Annotated in this window: 14 protein-coding genes; 8 read left to right on the forward strand and 6 right to left on the reverse strand. The window is 42.1% G+C overall.

Annotated features, from left to right (window positions below; genetic code table 11):
* Positions 1-427: 427 nt before the first annotated feature.
* A complete protein-coding gene (locus L2703_RS11950; RefSeq protein ID WP_283107871.1) occupies positions 428-1,114 on the forward strand; it encodes an RHS repeat-associated core domain-containing protein in 687 nt (228 codons plus the stop codon).
* Positions 1,115-1,460: 346 nt separating this feature from the next.
* Here the strand turns inward: L2703_RS11950 and L2703_RS11955 are convergent, their stop codons facing one another.
* Positions 1,461-2,582 carry an ISAs1 family transposase gene (locus L2703_RS11955; protein ID WP_248971316.1) on the reverse strand — a complete coding sequence of 374 codons (1,122 nt, stop codon included), beginning with the start codon at positions 2,580-2,582 and terminating at the stop codon, positions 1,461-1,463.
* 150 nt (positions 2,583-2,732) lie between these two features.
* On the opposite strand from L2703_RS11955, the gene L2703_RS11960 reads away from it, so the two are divergent.
* Entirely contained in the window at positions 2,733-3,185 is a 453-nt protein-coding gene (locus L2703_RS11960; RefSeq protein WP_248971317.1) for a hypothetical protein, read from the forward strand.
* A 169-nt stretch (positions 3,186-3,354) separates the two neighbouring features.
* Positions 3,355-3,495: an IS66 family insertion sequence element accessory protein TnpA gene (gene tnpA, locus L2703_RS11965; RefSeq protein WP_248971318.1), complete on the forward strand. Its 141-nt coding sequence runs from the start codon at positions 3,355-3,357 to the stop codon at positions 3,493-3,495.
* A 329-nt stretch (positions 3,496-3,824) separates the two neighbouring features.
* Here the strand turns inward: tnpA and L2703_RS11970 are convergent, their stop codons facing one another.
* The 3 genes from L2703_RS11970 to L2703_RS11980 form a co-directional block, all read right to left on the reverse strand.
* Positions 3,825-4,049, reverse strand: a complete 225-nt coding sequence (locus L2703_RS11970; RefSeq protein ID WP_248971319.1) for a tyrosine-type recombinase/integrase — start codon at positions 4,047-4,049, stop codon at positions 3,825-3,827.
* 165 nt (positions 4,050-4,214) lie between these two features.
* The gene (locus L2703_RS11975; RefSeq protein ID WP_248971320.1) at positions 4,215-5,273 is read right to left on the reverse strand and encodes a CDP-glycerol glycerophosphotransferase family protein; all 1,059 of its coding nucleotides are present in this window, start codon (positions 5,271-5,273) and stop codon (positions 4,215-4,217) included.
* 37 nt (positions 5,274-5,310) lie between these two features.
* Complete coding sequence (locus L2703_RS11980) at positions 5,311-6,504, reverse strand: class I SAM-dependent rRNA methyltransferase (protein WP_248971321.1); 1,194 nt, start codon at positions 6,502-6,504, stop codon at positions 5,311-5,313.
* Between the two features lie 401 nt (positions 6,505-6,905).
* Between L2703_RS11980 and L2703_RS11985 the strand changes: the two genes are divergently transcribed.
* The 3 genes from L2703_RS11985 (at position 6,906) to L2703_RS11995 (ending at position 9,506) form a co-directional block, all read left to right on the forward strand.
* The gene (locus L2703_RS11985) at positions 6,906-8,081 is read left to right on the forward strand and encodes a porin (protein WP_248971322.1); all 1,176 of its coding nucleotides are present in this window, start codon (positions 6,906-6,908) and stop codon (positions 8,079-8,081) included.
* Between the two features lie 121 nt (positions 8,082-8,202).
* Positions 8,203-8,727, forward strand: coding sequence for an FMN-binding protein (locus L2703_RS11990; RefSeq protein WP_248971323.1), 525 nt, complete (start codon positions 8,203-8,205; stop codon positions 8,725-8,727).
* Between the two features lie 20 nt (positions 8,728-8,747).
* Positions 8,748-9,506 (forward strand): PepSY-associated TM helix domain-containing protein, encoded by a 759-nt coding sequence (locus tag L2703_RS11995; RefSeq protein WP_248971324.1) that lies wholly within the window; start codon positions 8,748-8,750, stop codon positions 9,504-9,506.
* Between the two features lie 112 nt (positions 9,507-9,618).
* On the opposite strand, the gene L2703_RS12000 is transcribed toward L2703_RS11995, so the two are convergent.
* Positions 9,619-10,770: a hypothetical protein gene (locus L2703_RS12000; protein ID WP_248971325.1), complete on the reverse strand. Its 1,152-nt coding sequence runs from the start codon at positions 10,768-10,770 to the stop codon at positions 9,619-9,621.
* Positions 10,771-10,932: 162 nt separating this feature from the next.
* On the opposite strand from L2703_RS12000, the gene L2703_RS12005 reads away from it, so the two are divergent.
* Positions 10,933-14,553, forward strand: coding sequence for a hydantoinase B/oxoprolinase family protein (locus tag L2703_RS12005; protein ID WP_248971326.1), 3,621 nt, complete (start codon positions 10,933-10,935; stop codon positions 14,551-14,553).
* Positions 14,554-14,598: 45 nt separating this feature from the next.
* Positions 14,599-15,828 (forward strand): Nramp family divalent metal transporter, encoded by a 1,230-nt coding sequence (locus L2703_RS12010; protein ID WP_248971327.1) that lies wholly within the window; start codon positions 14,599-14,601, stop codon positions 15,826-15,828.
* Between the two features lie 43 nt (positions 15,829-15,871).
* Here the strand turns inward: L2703_RS12010 and L2703_RS12015 are convergent, their stop codons facing one another.
* Entirely contained in the window at positions 15,872-16,393 is a 522-nt protein-coding gene (locus L2703_RS12015) for a winged helix DNA-binding protein (RefSeq protein ID WP_188958513.1), read from the reverse strand.
* Positions 16,394-16,622: the final 229 nt, after the last annotated feature.

Raw genomic sequence — 16,622 nt, forward strand, 5'->3', positions numbered from 1 at the left:
AGCATAATGCGACCATGAATTTCAACAACTTAAATCAAGTATCAAGTGTTGTTACACCTTCAGGGACTCGAAGTTTTGGCTACGATAGCCGAGGTAATGTTACAAATAATGGTATCTACTCCTTCAGCTATGATTTAGCTAACCAACCAACATCGCAAGGTTCGAGTATTTTCGTTTACGATGGGAATCTGAAGAGAGTTAAAAAACAGCCAATGGGAAAACCGTATATTTCGTATACACCAAAGAAGCTGGACTTGTCAGTCAATATAACAAAACGACCAGCCTACACACAGACCTTGTTCGACTCGGTAAGCAGTTAATTGCGAGAGTAGAGAGCGCAGGAAGCATTGTCGACAGTAGTACATTACCTTTTAATGACACAATCTATTCTAAACCTGCAGGTGGGTTATCTGGTTATGATTATTATCTGCCATTTGGAAAATCGATAAGTGATGAAAACAGTAGCGACAATGCCATCGGCTTTACTGGGCATGTAAAAGATGACTCTGGGTTAACTTATATGCAGGCACGATACTATGATCCAGTCATAGGTCGTTTCTATTCGAATGATCCGGATGGTACTATGGATCATTTAAGTATTGGCAATATTCAAGGGTTTAATCGCTATGCTTATGGGAATAATAACCCTTACCGATACATAGACCCAACTGGTATGGCACCTGAAGATATTGATGAGCCAAAATCGCAAGGGAATACTGAAAAAGCAATTGAAATGATTTCCGATTTCTTTAGTAGTACACAAGAAACTGCTGATACAGTACAAACTGAAATAAGTGAAGTCGCAGAAGAGATAACACCAAGCAGAGAGAAGGCTCATGCTGTTGGTTCAGTTACTGCTGTAGGATTAACTGTAGCTTCTGTTACAACACCTTGTACCGCTCTATGTGGAGGTGCAGCAACAGCAATAAGTGCAGCTCAGGCCACAGATCATGCAATACAAGGAAAACCTGTTGATGCTGCTCTTGCGTTACTGCCAGCAGGAGCAGGTAAAATAACATCGGCAACATTTAAGGCTACCCAACAGGTATCTAAAGCCGAAGCTGGTGCAATTGTGGATGCAACTTTAAGTGCGGTTCAAATTATTGATAAATAACAAAATGAAAAACATATATAAAATTTTATTTTTAGCAGTTAGTGTAGCTTGGTTGGTAATTAGCAGAATATTTTATACTGAGAATACTTCTATTGAGTATTGGGCTTTAGTAACTGTTATTTATTCGATAGGCATACATTGGATGTATGCATATGTATTTAACTTAGATATGCATTACAATGTTGGCAAAGTGAAACCTAGTGAAAATAAAATAGCACGTTTGTTATTGTTTCTTGCTGGGGCGGCAATATGTGTTGCTATAACTTGCTATGTTTAAATAAAATTTTTCCGTAATTCGTTAGATTGTTCTCAATGCCTCGGAAACCCAGAGCGACCGCATGAATGCTTAAATTTCAATCAAGCTAGCAAAACCAGCTCTTAATACATCTTCTAAATACTCAGGTTTCATCCATGCTCGTTTTTGTTTCATCGGGATACTTCCCTTAGAGGGTTCTGAGCGGAGCATATTTAACGATAGTTTGCGTAATAATGACCAATTCTCTGCTGCATGATTTTGATAAATCTGGCAATGGTCTTCACCCATTGAAGCATCTAGCACCCAGTGTAAACTGTTTTCGATAGACCAGTGAGAGCGCACGGCATCTGCAAATTTTTGCTCTGGTAATTCTGCCGAACTTATATAGTATCGATAAGTTAATGCTCCTTTACCATCGCAATGTCTATAGCTCATCGCCATACCAATTGAACGTAACCCTAGCCATTCACTAAAGTCACCTTCAAGTTCATTTGCACTAAGTACATGATAAGCTCGCGCTTCAACTCTACCGTGTTTGTTCTCGATAGCTAGCGGTGATAAAGGGGCTTGCCGTATTGAGGAAAAAGCCGAAACTATCGCATCATGCAATGATTTTTGATTCGATTTTACAGCAAGTAGATAATCACCATCTTGCTTTACTATTTGTGCCGCAATTGATTTCTGGCACCCCATCGCATCGATGGAAACAAGTTTTTCATTTATGTCTAAGAGTCGTAGTAAATCTGGAATGGCGGTGATTTCGTTAGATTTGTTACTGGTCTTTAATTGCCCCAGCACTAACTTATTTTCGCAAGCAAATGCGTTGACCATGTGTATCGTTGATAAACGGTCATTACGCTGATAAGAACCTTTTAACGTTTTTCCATCTATCGCTATAAGTTGGCCATCACTTGCATTGTGGACTGCTTGCATCCATTGTATGAAACATGCACTAAACTCATCGGGATCAATGCGAGAAATAATTCGTGCAATGGTATCATCAGCAGGTACACCTTCTTTTAAGTAACCGTGCTTTTGAAACCACGCTATATGACCATCAGCATAACAATGTATATCAGACCAACCTTCTGCGCCCGCGATGACGGCACATAAGCTCACAAATAATATATCCTCTAAAGGGTATGTTACCTTGGCCGTTTGGCGCTGGTCGATGATGTGACTAAAGTGGCTTGTGAAGGCTTCGATATACATGCTTATACTCCTGAAAAGAGAGTATAAGATCACGAACGCTGTATTAGGTCAAATAAGATTTAATCGATAGCGTATTTTGTTTAAAAAACGTTCGCGATCTCACCCTGACTACACAAGCAACTTTAAATGAAAATATAGATAAGGTTGAAGATGCAATTATCGAAATTGAAGAGTAAATTAAAAGCTTTGGGATTAGTTATTTTAATCTTTATTACGGCGTTTTTTTGGTTTGCATTTTTTAACTCTATATTATCTTCTGATAAAAATGTTGAAGGCGTTCTTATTGGATTTAATTGTGAAATAAACACCAAATATAAAACAAAATATGATTACGATATCTTTATCGAAGGTGGAATACATTACAGCAGTAGAAACATTATCGCGTGTGGTTCACTAGATAGTGCTATCATAGGTGAGCATATTTCTTTAATAGTAAGAGGTAATGAATTTCTATCAGTTTCACAAAATAATAGAGAATTACTCAGCTATTCTAGTTTAAGTAAAAACAATGCTAATGGGCTAGCAGGTATATTCATTATTTCATTGCTCCTTACAATGTTTTCTATTAGAGAATTTCAAAATTTTGTTCGCAAAAATGATTAAGCTGTATGCATTGAATCCAAAGCCTCGCACTCGCGGGGCTTTGTTTTTTCTTGCTCAGTGTGCTATCTGAGAGATTGAGTCATTTAGAGGTAAGCGTCTAGCCAAAGACACATACCTTTCACTATGCTGCTGATTTATGTTGTTCCCATATTTTATTGGGAGATACATAATGAAAACCTTTCGTAATCAACAGCAGTGGCAAGAGCTTATTCTTGCTCAGCAGCAGAACGGCTTAAATATCAGCGCTTATTGCCGCAAACATAGATTATCAACATCAAGTTTTATGCTCACAAAAAGCGCTTGGCATTGACTGAGGGCGCTTTCGTCTGCGCCCAAATTTCACAGCATAAAGTCACTGAGCATCAAGTGACCCAACTCGAACTCGTGCAGCCACAAGCGGCTATCATGTTAGAGTTTGCTCATGCTAAATTGCATTTGCCTCACTCAGCCTCGCCATGTTTTCTTGCGCAACTATTGCGAGAGCTTGCGCCATGAAGATGTTTATCGACCCGCCTGCTATTTATTTGCATCGTGATGCAAATAATTAAGATACCCAAGATTGTTGGCTAAATATTGTTCAAGAAATGGGTGGCTTAAGAAATGTTATAGAAAATTGAATGCTCAGTTTGTTATGGCAAACTAAAATAACCCGCTACCACCTTCAGCAGAAGGGTGAGTCGCTTCATAAACTTCAGACAATTTCTTGCGCCTAACGTGAGTGTATAACTGAGTCGTGAGGGTACTGGCATGACCTAGTATTTCTTGGATGTGGCGAAGGTCAGCGCCATTGTCTAACATCGTTGTTGAGGTGTTGTGGCGGTATAAATGACACGCGCCACTACGATCAAACTCTGCTAACTTCACATACAACTCATCCACTAATTAAATGAATACCTTGTGTGGCATCAATGGTAAATATGCACTTTCTATGAAGCAGGATGCTTAGGGCTATTTCATTTGTTGGCTCGGTTTTTTACTCTTTTAGATTGTAAAAAACCGAGCCAATTAGGTTGCGCTGTTAAAACTGAATTAACTCCATCGGTAATACTTTAATTTTTTTCGTATTTTTATTCTACGGATTAAATTTAAAGGTTTGGCTTTAAGGTGAGATGTTCCTGAAGCAACCAACTTATCAATAGCGTTTAATGTTCTGTCGCTCGACAGGCCATCTTGATAGGGATGAATAGCATTACAATGAGACGTTATGTTCTGTAAAAGTTCTTCGTTGCCTTGTAGTGCATTGTCTAGCATATTTTCTAGTTCGCTGGCTTGCTGAAAATTGATCATCCATTGTTCAGGCCGGCGATTATTAAATGCTACTACCACTTTTTCCTGTAATGCAAATTCTGCGAGTATTGACGAAGTATCTGACAATAATACATCTGCTGCTTGCAGTAGCGGTATGACATCTCCCGTTTCAATAAACTGCAACTTGTCATTTGATAATCCTTTAAACATTGCAATTTCTTCAGCGGTTGCTTTAGGGTGCAGTTTAACAATCCATTGCCACTCCCTGCTTTGCGATAATTGCTTGATATAAGGATATAACTCATGGGTGCTGGTTAAGCTTGGTGAAAATGTTGGCGCATACAAAATAACGGGTTTTTCTGATTTAAATTGATGCGTGTCAGGATGTAATGAAAATAATGGATCAAGTTTTGACCAGCCAGTCTCAACTACCTCACAAGTGCCATCATTAATTGCATTGAATCCCTGGGTAATGTTTGGCCCTTGGGTGCAATACAAATCAAAAAAGCCTCGAATATTAAATTTGCCTTTTTTGCCAGAGTCGAAACCATGAAAAACTTGTACTTTTATCCCAGGGAAAAAGTCTGGGATAAAATTACCTGGTGCAAGTGTCGCGTGCGGATTAAATTGTTTTACTTGGTATACATCGAGTAGCCGCACATCCTCTGGCTTTAAAAATTTTTCAGCTTCACTGCCATGGGGAATAAACCACGCGACTTTACCGCCACGTTTATTTATCGCTATTTCTAGGGGCCTAAGTACGCTAAAAGAGTATGACAATGTCACATAAAATAAATAGCGCATTTGAATATCTGTCTTATTATCTACTTGATTTAACATTATTTAATCCTACATTAACCGTAACAACTACACCTTGTTACCAAACACGCGCAATTAAGCCTTTTAGGTAATATCCTTCAGGAAATGCGCTGCTGATAGGGTGGTCGCTTGCTTGATGCATTCGCTCAATAAACTGGACATCTCGTTTGGCATCTAATGCGGCGTCAGCGACTACTTTTTGGAACAGTTCTGATTGCATTAAGCCTGAACATGAGAAGGTGAGTAATATTCCGCCAGGGTTAAGTAACTGCATGGCAATCATATTGATGTCTTTGTAGCCACGACAAGCACCGTCAAGTTGTGACTTATTTTCGGCAAATTTAGGTGGATCGAGTACGATAACATCGAAGGTTTTACCTTCATCTCGGTATTGGCGCAGTAGCTTAAATACGTCGGCTTCGTTGTAATGTACATGGTCATCATTAAGATGATTTATGGCCATATTGTCACGCGCCGTTTGTAGCGCTAAACCTGACACATCGACGTTTTCAATACTGGCTGCGCCCGCTTTAGCGGCGTATAAACCAAACGTGCCAGTGTAACAAAAACAGTTGAGGACCGATTTACCTTTAACGAAACGAGCCGTCATTGCGCGGTTGTCACGTTGGTCTAAATAAAACCCGGTTTTATGGCCTTTAACCACATCGACCGCGATTTTTATGCCATTTTCTTCGATGATGACAGGCATAGGAGGCAATTGACCGTGCAGTAAACCGACAACAGGCGCTAAACCTTCTTTTTTACGAGAGTCAACGTCGGAGCGTTCGTACACGGCGCAATCTGGGTATTGCAGTACAAGTTGTTCCACAATGGTGTCACGCCACTTTTCGGCGCCAGTGCTGAGTAGTTGGCATACTAGTACATTTGCATAGCGGTCAATGGTGATACCGGGTAACCCGTCTGACTCGGCGGCAACTAAACGGTATCCGGTAAGCCCTTGTTCAATAATCAGTTCATCGCGCCCGGCTTGGGCACGTTTAATGCGCCTTGCAAAAAAGTCGCTGTCAATTTCTTCTTGTTTATCGAAGGTCCATATTCTGACTTGAATTTGCGATTCGGGTGACCATGCACCGCGTCCTAACCAACGTCCATCGTGAGCCACGACATCAACGGTATCACCAGCTTGAGGTTTACCACCATTGACATTATGTATGCCGTTGGAAAACACCCAAGGGTGACGACGATCGAGTGAGCGTTCACGACCGGGTTTAAGTTTAATTCTGATAGCCATGGTGTTGCCTAATGTCGATAAAAAGTGAGTAACGTTTTCGCGATGCTTGTCATCTTTGCCGTTGTGATAAGAGATGTCATAAGCCTTGAGCGATGTGTGCTGATCATAGCGTGTTTTGTCTGTAAAAACCTGACAAATAATTATATTAGCCTCAATTATTCGGTTTGTTGTTAGGGCGATTAAGGCAATTTATTTTTGACAGCGACTTGAGCATTTGAATTGCGGTTGAGTTGTTGCAGCAAGGTGTAAATTGTTTATTACGTGATCTGTGTCACCACGAAGCTTAATGATAATAATTTGTATTAACACAGTTAATGTGTATAATTCGCGCGCCTTTACAATCTTTACACTTCTTTACATAAGTTTACGATATTATTCACATTGACCTATCAGGATAAAAAATGAAAAAAACGTTAATTGCGGCAACTTTATTAAGCCTGTTTTCTAGCCAATACGCTACGGCATCTGACGACACAACCGAATTACGCCAAATCATTGAACAACAACAAAAAGTATTAAAAGATCTTGAGAAGCGTCTTGAGCAAACTGAAAAACGCGTAGAGACAACTGCTGATGTTGTTGAATCAACAGCATCTAGTAAATCTGCCACTACCATTGGTGGTTACGGTGAATTGCACTACAACAACATCACCGACAACAAAACGGGTAAAGATAAAAAAGAATTCGATTTCCACCGTTTTGTATTATTTGTTGGCCATGAATTTAATAGCACAACCCGTTTTTTCTCTGAACTAGAAGTTGAGCACTCAATTGCTGGTGAAGGTAAAAAAGGTGAAGTTGAGTTAGAGCAAGCCTATATCGAACATGACTTTAACGAGATGTATACGGGTAAGGCGGGTCTATTTTTAATGCCAGTGGGTATTATTAACGAAACTCACGAACCAGATACTTTTTATGGCGTAGAGCGTAACCCAGTTGAAAAAGACATTATTCCAGCAACATGGTGGGAAGGCGGTTTAACGCTAAATGTTAAAGCGGCTCCTGGTTTAGCCTTTGACACAGCAGTGACCTCTGGTTTGTATTTAGACCAAAGCTCGGGTTACAAAATCCGTAATGGTCGTCAAAAAGTATCTGAAGCCAAAGGTGAAGATTTAGCTTACACCGGCCGTGTTAAGTACACTGCCGTGCCTGGTTTAGAGCTTGCTGCTACTGTTCAATATCAATCTGACTTAACTCAAGGTGAAGCTGCGGTTGATACAGCCTCTGCAACCTTGTTAACGGCACATGCTATTTACAGCATTGAAGACTTTACCGTTAAAGCGTTATATGCACAGTGGGATATTGATGGTAAAGAAGCTGAAGCATTAGGTCGCGACAAGCAAAATGGTTTCTACATTGAACCTTCTTACCGTATTAACGAGCAGTTTGGGGTATTTGCTCGTTACAACGAGTGGGATAACAATGCTGGTGACAATGCAGAAACAAAGAAAAAGCAAACTAACCTAGGTGTGAACTACTGGCTACACGAAAACGTAGTGTTTAAAGCTGACTTTGAAAGAATCACAGGCGCTGCTGATTCAGACGGCTTTAACCTAGGTGTTGGTTACCAGTTCTAATACCGATAAAGGTTAACGACATTGATTCGTTAAATGTCGATTATCGTTAAAATGGGTGTCAGCAGTATAGTATATTGTCGGCACCCTTATTTTTATGATTGTTTACGGATGGTATGTACCAATGTTTCGTTCAGCGTTAGTGTTTTTTATATTGTTATGTCTAGGGTGTTTGTCAACGCATCGCGCGCTGGCAGCGACTCAGTATCAGTCAAATGATGCGTTTATCAGTCAGGCATTTAACGGCAATAGCGGTGAAGCTAAGGTATTATGGTTAGATGATAATTTAAAACACGCGGTAGAGGCTATTTTGGCGCATCGCTTTAATAAAATGCGTGTGCGATACTGGCAACATAACAATGAAACTGTGTGGATTATGGATGAGATAGGTAAAGAGTCGCCGATCACCGTAGGTATCCATGTAAAAAATCAGCAAATTGCGCAAACTAAAGTGTTGGTATATCGAGAAAGCCGTGGTGATGAAGTTCGTCATGATTTTTTCACCGATCAATTTAAAGCCGCTAAGTTAACTGAACAACATCAGCTTGATAAACACATTGACGGTATTACTGGTGCGACGTTGTCGGTCCGAGCGCTAACCAAACTTTCGCGTATTGCACTGTTGCTTGATGCCCATATCAATCAATAAACCATGTTAAGCAGGTTAGTGTGACAAAACCCTCTAGAAACAGTCTACGAATTCAATTTTTACGCATACTCCGGCCTTGGCATCGTCGCTTGGGCTTGGCGAGTGCGTTATTTATTTTAGTGTTAACCTTAACGGGTGTGGCCATTAATCACAGCGACGATTTTGGGTTAGATAAAACCGGTGTAACCCAGGCATGGTTGTTGGATTATTACGGCATTGCAGCACCTAAGCATGTCGCTCAGTTTGGTGTTTCCCCTTCTGCTTTATACATTACCGATAACCTGTTGTGGCAAAACCAACAAATGATGTTAGAAGCTGCCGACACTCTGATAAGCGCGGCTCGCACCAGTAATATGATCATCGCGATAGACCCGCAGCAATTATATTTGTTTGATAAGCAAGGCCAGTTACAAGAAACACAAAATAGCAGTACAGGGCTGCCGTCTGATTTGCTTGGGCTTGCGGTTGTGGATGATCGAGTTTGGCTTAATACAAAAAACGGTGTGTACCAAGCCGATGAGCAGTTGATTGACTGGCAACATGCCACATTACCTGTTGGGTTTCATTCTTGGGTGAGTGCAAGTCGTGAGACTGATGGGGCGATAATTAATTTGGCCCGCAGTGCCAATTTGAGCTGGCAACGGGTGATGCTTGATTTACACAGCGGGCGCTTGTTTGGTCATTTAACAATATGGCTCTGGGACTTGTTTGCCCTAGCATTGTTAATGGTTTCATTAAGCGGATTTTGGATTTGGTTAAAACAAAAACCGCCAAGATAAATTAACACGATTAACCGGTAAGCCAATACCTGCTCTCACCGGGTGTTAAAAAGTGAGTTTGTAAGCGTTATTCGTTTAGACGATAACGCTTACAGCAATACACATCTTTTCGTTATAGCGCGCTTAATGAGTGTGCCAACATAGAGCGTATTTGCTCAACAATTTGTTTTTCGATTTCGGGCTCGTACTGCTGTATACGTGGGGTATGAATATGCCCTGTAGGAATGGTTGAGTTAAGTTGATTTCGTAAACGAATACTGCGGTAAGATATTTCATTGGACAAGTATCCCCCACCTGAGCCATTAACGGCTATTTCTTTGTCTAATTCAGCAAGTGAGTTTGGTTTATGTGTTTGCTTGTTAAGGCTGGTCACTTGATGATTGTCGATGACGTTATAAGGGCCTTTTGCTTGCTGCATTTGCTTAACTGGTAGGCTAAATTCAACAAACTCATCACCGGGCAACGGCCTATCGTTAAGTTTTGAAATAATAGGCTTTGTTTCGGTGCCACCAGCAATCACGTTGAGATTGTCTGGTGCGGTAACACTACGTCTTTTTCCTGGAAAACGTTCTAAATCGAAGTGCTCTCGACCCATACTCACAGTCACAATCATGTCGACATTATTAAGAGCGTAATATGGCGCTAGGATTGATTCGATTAATCCTTGATCAAAATCGGCATATCTAACGGGCACTATCACGGTATTTATTTCTGCTGTTATGCCATTGAGTTCAATAATTTGTCCGTCAAGTGCGATAGCAGCAATGCCTGATGGGTTGCTTTGGTTGATGTTTTTATCAAGTAAAAAGGGGTCAAAACCCGTAAGGAGAATTTTTTTATGGGTCTCTTGCGTGTACAGCAGATCGTGTTGGCCTCTTGAACCTTGCTCTAACATCTCCAGCAGTGCTTGGCGTTGGCCGGAGGTTATTTCAAATACAGGTTGTGCGCTTCTAATCACTTTGCTTGATGCAAGCCGAGTCCAATAAAGCGGTCTGTCATCCAATTTTGGGGCATTGCGCAGTTGCTTTTTGGCCCGTTGCCAAAGTTGATGTGAATACTCTGTCACTAGCGCTGATGCGGCATCAAAAGAGGCGGCTTTTTGTAAGGCCAACTGAAATGCTTTGGTCTCGTTGCTAAACACATTGGTCACGGCTGGGTGCGCGGCTTGCATTTTTTCAATGCGTAATTCTTCAACGGTAAGATCGGCTGCTAGAGTGCTAGTGCTTAAACTGATTAGGCTTAAAAAGAATAATTTTTTTAACATTTTTAGTTCTTTCAAGTTTGAGGTAGGTGCTTGAATTTCACACAACTGGTATTACATGTCAATATGATAACAACATAACGTTGATGATTTGTCATTGTAGTGTTATTTTTTAGTCAGTTCTGTTTATAAGTCGTTATGGATGTCATGCCATTTGGGAGTGTTATGAGTAACAATAATTTGATATCACCATCACAAGGTCGGTGGCAGTTTTGGATAGACAGAGGTGGTACTTTTACCGATATTGTTGCTAAAGATCCTGCAGGCACGCTGCATACTAAAAAGCTGTTATCTGAAAACCCTGAAGCATACGCAGATGCTGCACTGCAAGGTATCCGCGAGTTTTTAGGCATAGGTAAGCATGACCCTATCCCTGCGGAGCAAGTGAAAGTAGTCAAAATGGGCACCACAGTTGCCACTAATGCGTTGCTTGAGAAAAAAGGCGAGGCTACTGTGTTAGCCATTACTGCAGGGCTTGGTGATATTCTTGAGATTGGCCATCAAGCTCGCCCCAACATTTTTGCGTTAAATATTACCAAGTCACCGCTGTTATACAGTGATGTTATTGAAATAACTGAACGTGTTCTTGCCAATGGTGATGTTGAAACTCCCCTTGATGACAACCAAGCCCGCCAGGCATTTAAGCAGGCTTATGATAAAGGCTATCGCTCAATTGCGATTGTGTTGATGCATGCTTATCGTTTTCCTGAACATGAACAAACTCTTGCGCTAATAGCAAAAGAGATTGGGTTTACCCAAATATCGACTAGCCACGATGTCAGCCCACTGACAAAAATTGTCCCCCGTGGTGAAACCACCGTCGTTGATGCTTATTTAACGCCGATTTTAAGAAAGTACGTTGACCGAATAGAGTCGGCAATTAGCAATGACAACGAACAGGGTAAATTGTTGTTTATGCAATCGTCTGGCGGACTTACTGATGCAAGTAAATTTAGAGGCCGCGATGCGATATTGTCAGGCCCTGCTGGTGGCATAGTGGGCGCAGTACACACGGCAAAGCTTGCTGGGTTTACTAAAATGATTGGCTTTGACATGGGCGGCACGTCAACCGATGTGTCGCACTTTGCTGGCGAATACGAAAAGGTATACGAAACCGAGGTTGCAGGTGTGCGCATGCGCGTGCCTATGATGTTTATCCATACGGTTGCCGCGGGTGGTGGTTCGGTGCTGTCTTTTGATGGCAGTCGTTTTCGCGTTGGCCCAGATTCGGCGGGCGCTAATCCCGGGCCTAAGTGTTATCGCCGTGGCGGTTTGCTTGCCGTTACAGACATTAACGTGTGCCTAGGTAAGGTTCAGCCTGATTTTTTCCCGCATATTTTTGGCCCCAATCAAGATCAAGCCTTAGATCAACAAGCCGCATTTGATGCCTTTGTAGACATTGCCAATGAGGTCGCCGACGGACGCAGCGCCGAACAAGTCGCCCAAGGCTTTTTAGACATAACCATTGAACACATGGCGCAGGCGATTAAGAAAATTTCGGTTGCCCGTGGTTATAATCTTGCGCAGTACGTTTTAAATTGTTTTGGTGGTGCAGGTGGGCAACATGCCTGCTTGGTAGCCGAGCGGCTCGGCATGGATAAGGTGTTTTTGCATCCCTTTTCTGGGGTGCTGTCGGCTTATGGCATGGGGTTAGCCGATATCAGTGTTGAGCGTCAAATCGTCTTAGAGCAAGTATTAAGTGCGACGATGATGGCTGAATTACAAGACAGTATTGACGAGCTTACCGCGGCGAATGTTAGCGAATTAATTGAGCAAGGCTTAGCAGCTGATGAAACGACCCATACCGCTTGGGCACAGCTAAGGTACAAAGGCACTGACACTAGTCTTAAAGTGTTGTGCGCCGACCATGAATTAATGCGTGAAGAGTTTGAGCGTAACCACAAACGCCAATACGGTTTTATTATGTTGGATAAAGCCATTATTGTTGAAATGGCGGGGGTATTATCTTCTGGTGGCGGCGAGGGCATCGCTGAGGAAAAAGCGAGTCATAAAACCACCGCTAGCCCTGAGCATATTGCGTTAAAACCCATGTATTCAAAAGGGGCGTGGCATCAAACTCCGGTATATAACAGCACTCAACTCAGTTACGGCCATCTAATTACCGGACCTGCCATTATTATTGAGCCAACAGGCACCATTATTGTGGAGCAAGATTGGCAGGCTGAAGTGACCCAGTATGGGCATATTATTTTAAGCCACATTAATCAGGCCCAAACAGGGGCTGCATTAGCGGTTAAGTCAGATCCTGTCACATTAGAAATTTACAATAATCTGTTTATGTCGATTGCCCAACAAATGGGTTTTGTGCTGCAAAATACGGCTCAATCGGTCAACATAAAAGAACGGCTTGATTTTTCGTGCGCTATTTTTGATAAAACCGGCAGCCTGGTGGCAAATGCCCCTCATGTGCCGGTGCATTTAGGCTCAATGGACTCCAGCGTTAAGGTGATTATTAACAGCGGGCAAACCATTAACCCTGGTGACGTGTTTGTACAAAACAATCCTTACAATGGCGGCTCGCATTTACCCGATATTACCGTGATTACGCCAGTATTTGATGCAGACAATAAACAAGTGCTGTTTTATGTGGCAAGTCGTGCCCACCATGAGGACATTGGTGGGATAGCGCCAGGGTCGATGTCGTCACTGGCTAAAACCATTTATGAAGAAGGCATTGTGCTCGATTCAATAAAACTGGTAGACCAAGGCGTGTTTTTACATGATGTCATTCAGCAAAAACTCAGTGAAGGCCCATACCCTGCGCGTAATATCGAACAAAATATTGCCGACTTAATGGCGCAAATTGCGGCTAACAACACTGGGGTTAATGAGTTATTGAAGCTGGTGGATACCAATGGCATCGAGTCTGTACATGCCTACATGGGCTACATTCAAGACAGCGCCGAAGAAGCCGTAAGGCAGGCCATTACGTCGCTTAAAGACGGTCAATTTACCTATAAGATTGATTCGGGTGCAGTGATCCAGGTTGCAATCACAGTTGATAAAAATAACCGTAGTGCCACCATTGATTTTAGCGGTACAAGCAGTCAACAACCGTCTAATTTTAATGCTCCACAAGCGATTACTCATGCGGCGGTATTGTATGTATTCCGTTGTTTAGTTAACGATGATATTCCGTTAAATGCAGGCTGCATGAAACCGCTAAATGTGATTGTGCCTAGTGGCTCTATGTTAAACCCAGAGTTTCCTGCCGCTGTGGTCGCGGGCAATGTTGAAACCAGCCAAGCGGTCACCAATGCGTTGTTTGCAGCCTTAGGTGCACTTGGTACGAGTCAGGGCACCATGAACAACCTCACATTTGGTAACGCCAAATATCAATATTACGAGACAATTTGTTCGGGTAGCCCTGCAGGTAAAGGGTTTAATGGTACCGCTGCTGTGCACACACACATGACCAATACACGCATGACAGACCCAGAAATTATGGAGCAACGCTACCCAGTGGTGTTAGATGAGTTTTCAATTCGTCGTGGCTCAGGTGGAAAAGGGAAATGGGATGCTGGCGATGGTATTTATCGCAAAATTCGATTTAACGACACCATGGTGTGTTCGATTTTATCTGATCACCGAGTCACTCCGCCTGTTGGTGTATTAGGTGGTGAAGACGGTCAACTAGGCCGAAATTGGGTAACCCGCAAAGATGGCTCGATTGTTGAGCTTGGTGGTTGCGGACAGGCTGAAGTTCATTGCGGTGATGCCGTGAATGTTATTTCTCCTACCGGTGGCGGTTTTGGTAAGCGATAAAGCTTATTAATATTTGCAATTAACGCTCAATAAAAGGGATGTGCCATGTTTGCGAAGTTAAAAAAAATCGGCCCTGGGGTAGTGGTTACCGCCGCGTTTATTGGCCCAGGTACGATTACCGCCTGCACATTAGCAGGGGCAAAGTTTGGTTATTCACTGCTATGGGCGTTAGGTTTTGCGACAATAGCGACCATTATTTTACAAGAGATGTCTGCGCGACTTGGTGTAATTACCCAAAAAGGGTTGGGTGAAGTGCTGTGGGATGCATTACAACACTCTATTTTTAAATGGCCGCTGTTTTTACTGATTATGGTGGCGCTTTACATTGGTAATGCAGCGTATGAAGGAGGTAATTTAGCGGGCGCTGCGCTGGGCATTCAAGCCATTGTTGGCGAAAGTGACAGTATTTATCAATTGTCTATCCTGACCCTTAGTGTTATCGGCGCGCTTATTTTGTGGCGTGGTAGCTATAAGCAAATCGAACGAATATTGATATTCCTTGTGTTGTTGATGGGCGTTTCATTTGTGGTCACATTTTTTGTGGTTAAGCCCGATTTACTAAGCATAGTCAATGGCTTATTAAGTCCAAGTATCACAACGGCTAATCTGCTAACGGTTATCGCGTTAATCGGTACCACAGTGGTGCCTTATAACTTATTTTTACATGCATCGGCAGCCAAAAGTCATTGGCAAAGTGCTGCACAACTCGGTGAGGCAAGAGTTGATAGCGTTATCTCAATAGGCTTGGGTGGCGTTATCGCGTTGCTTATTGTATCTACAGCTGCGGCCAGTATGTTTGCGCATGGATTGGCGGTAAATGGTGCCGCTGATATGGCCAAACAGTTTGAGCCGCTATTTGGGGTGTATTCTAAATATTTATTGGGAATGGGTATGTTTGCCGCGGGCTTAAGCAGTGTGATAACAGCGCCATTAGCAACCAGTTATGCTATTTCTGAAATTTTGCGAATAGAGAAAGGCACTGAGTCTAAAGTATTTAGAGGGATCAGTTTAAGCATTTTGTTGATTGGCGCATGCTTAGCTTTGACAGGCATAAACCCTATCGAGATTATTGTATTGGCTCAATTTGCCAATGGGTTGTTATTACCTATTGTGGCCAGCTTTTTATTATTTGCGATTAATCATAAAAAACTATTAGGCCAACATACTAATGGGTGGTTGTCTAATGTATTGGGGATTAGTGTGGTGATTTTTACTACCTTTTTAGGGGTTAGGATGGTGGCCCATTCAATGGGGTTTTCACTTTTCACGTCTTAATAAAAAGGAAAATGAGGTAAGGTTTACCTCATTTTTCTTAATGCTAAAGGGTTGCCGCGGCCCGGGCTGCTTGGTCGTAAATACCGGATAACGACCGTAATACAGAAGCCATTTGTGACAACTCCTCGGCATTTTGCTTTAATCCAGACATAGACGAAATCAAACACTCTTCTCTAATTAGTCTGTATTCTTCACACAATGCATTACCTTGCTCTGTTGTGGCGTAATACATTTCTTTACCGCGTTTGGTGCCTGTGATTAGCGATAATTTAACTAATTTTTTTAACGAGTAATTAACGGTATGTGTGTCTTCAATGTTTAACATAAAGCAAATATCGATACGGCGCTGAATATTGTCTCGATAGTGAATGTTATGCAAGGTCAGCACATCCACAGGGCTAAGATCATGACAACCCGCAGCGGCGGCACAGCGAACGATCCATTTAGTAAATGCGTTATAAAAAACCGTTAATCCCAACTCGACTTCAGACAATGGCCAAGCCTCGCTATTGGCTAAATGCTTAGATGACACAATTTTGCGTTTTTCATTCAGTTCTGAGGTCATATAACTATCCACGTTGAAGTAAGGCGTATTGGTTATCGGTTGTTTTTAAAAACGAACTATTTGCAATCAGTTCGTTTGAGTCAGTTTACTCTAATTTGTTTAAAATCAATAATACCAACTCTAGGGCCTGTTGCACTTTCAAGGTTGCTTGTGTCAGCTATTACTCACATATACCACTGCACGGCAAAGACATTGAGTGCTACATAAAAAGTCGATACCCCACTCAGGC

The organism is Shewanella basaltis (genome assembly GCF_023283885.1).
GTDB lineage: Bacteria > Pseudomonadota > Gammaproteobacteria > Enterobacterales > Shewanellaceae > Shewanella > Shewanella basaltis.

Excerpts from the sequence above, each read along its gene's own strand:
- L2703_RS11955 (WP_248971316.1), bottom strand. The coding sequence starts at position 2,582 with ATGTATATCGAAGCCTTCACAAGCCACTTTAGTCACATCATCGACCAG.
- L2703_RS11960 (WP_248971317.1), top strand. The coding sequence starts at position 2,733 with ATGCAATTATCGAAATTGAAGAGTAAATTAAAAGCTTTGGGATTAGTT.
- tnpA (WP_248971318.1), top strand. The coding sequence starts at position 3,355 with ATGAAAACCTTTCGTAATCAACAGCAGTGGCAAGAGCTTATTCTTGCT.
- L2703_RS11975 (WP_248971320.1), bottom strand. The coding sequence starts at position 5,273 with ATGTTAAATCAAGTAGATAATAAGACAGATATTCAAATGCGCTATTTA.
- L2703_RS11980 (WP_248971321.1), bottom strand. The coding sequence starts at position 6,504 with ATGGCTATCAGAATTAAACTTAAACCCGGTCGTGAACGCTCACTCGAT.
- L2703_RS11985 (WP_248971322.1), top strand. The coding sequence starts at position 6,906 with ATGAAAAAAACGTTAATTGCGGCAACTTTATTAAGCCTGTTTTCTAGC.
- L2703_RS11990 (WP_248971323.1), top strand. The coding sequence starts at position 8,203 with ATGTTTCGTTCAGCGTTAGTGTTTTTTATATTGTTATGTCTAGGGTGT.
- L2703_RS12000 (WP_248971325.1), bottom strand. The coding sequence starts at position 10,770 with ATGTTAAAAAAATTATTCTTTTTAAGCCTAATCAGTTTAAGCACTAGC.
- L2703_RS12005 (WP_248971326.1), top strand. The coding sequence starts at position 10,933 with ATGAGTAACAATAATTTGATATCACCATCACAAGGTCGGTGGCAGTTT.
- L2703_RS12010 (WP_248971327.1), top strand. The coding sequence starts at position 14,599 with ATGTTTGCGAAGTTAAAAAAAATCGGCCCTGGGGTAGTGGTTACCGCC.
- L2703_RS12015 (WP_188958513.1), bottom strand. The coding sequence starts at position 16,393 with ATGACCTCAGAACTGAATGAAAAACGCAAAATTGTGTCATCTAAGCAT.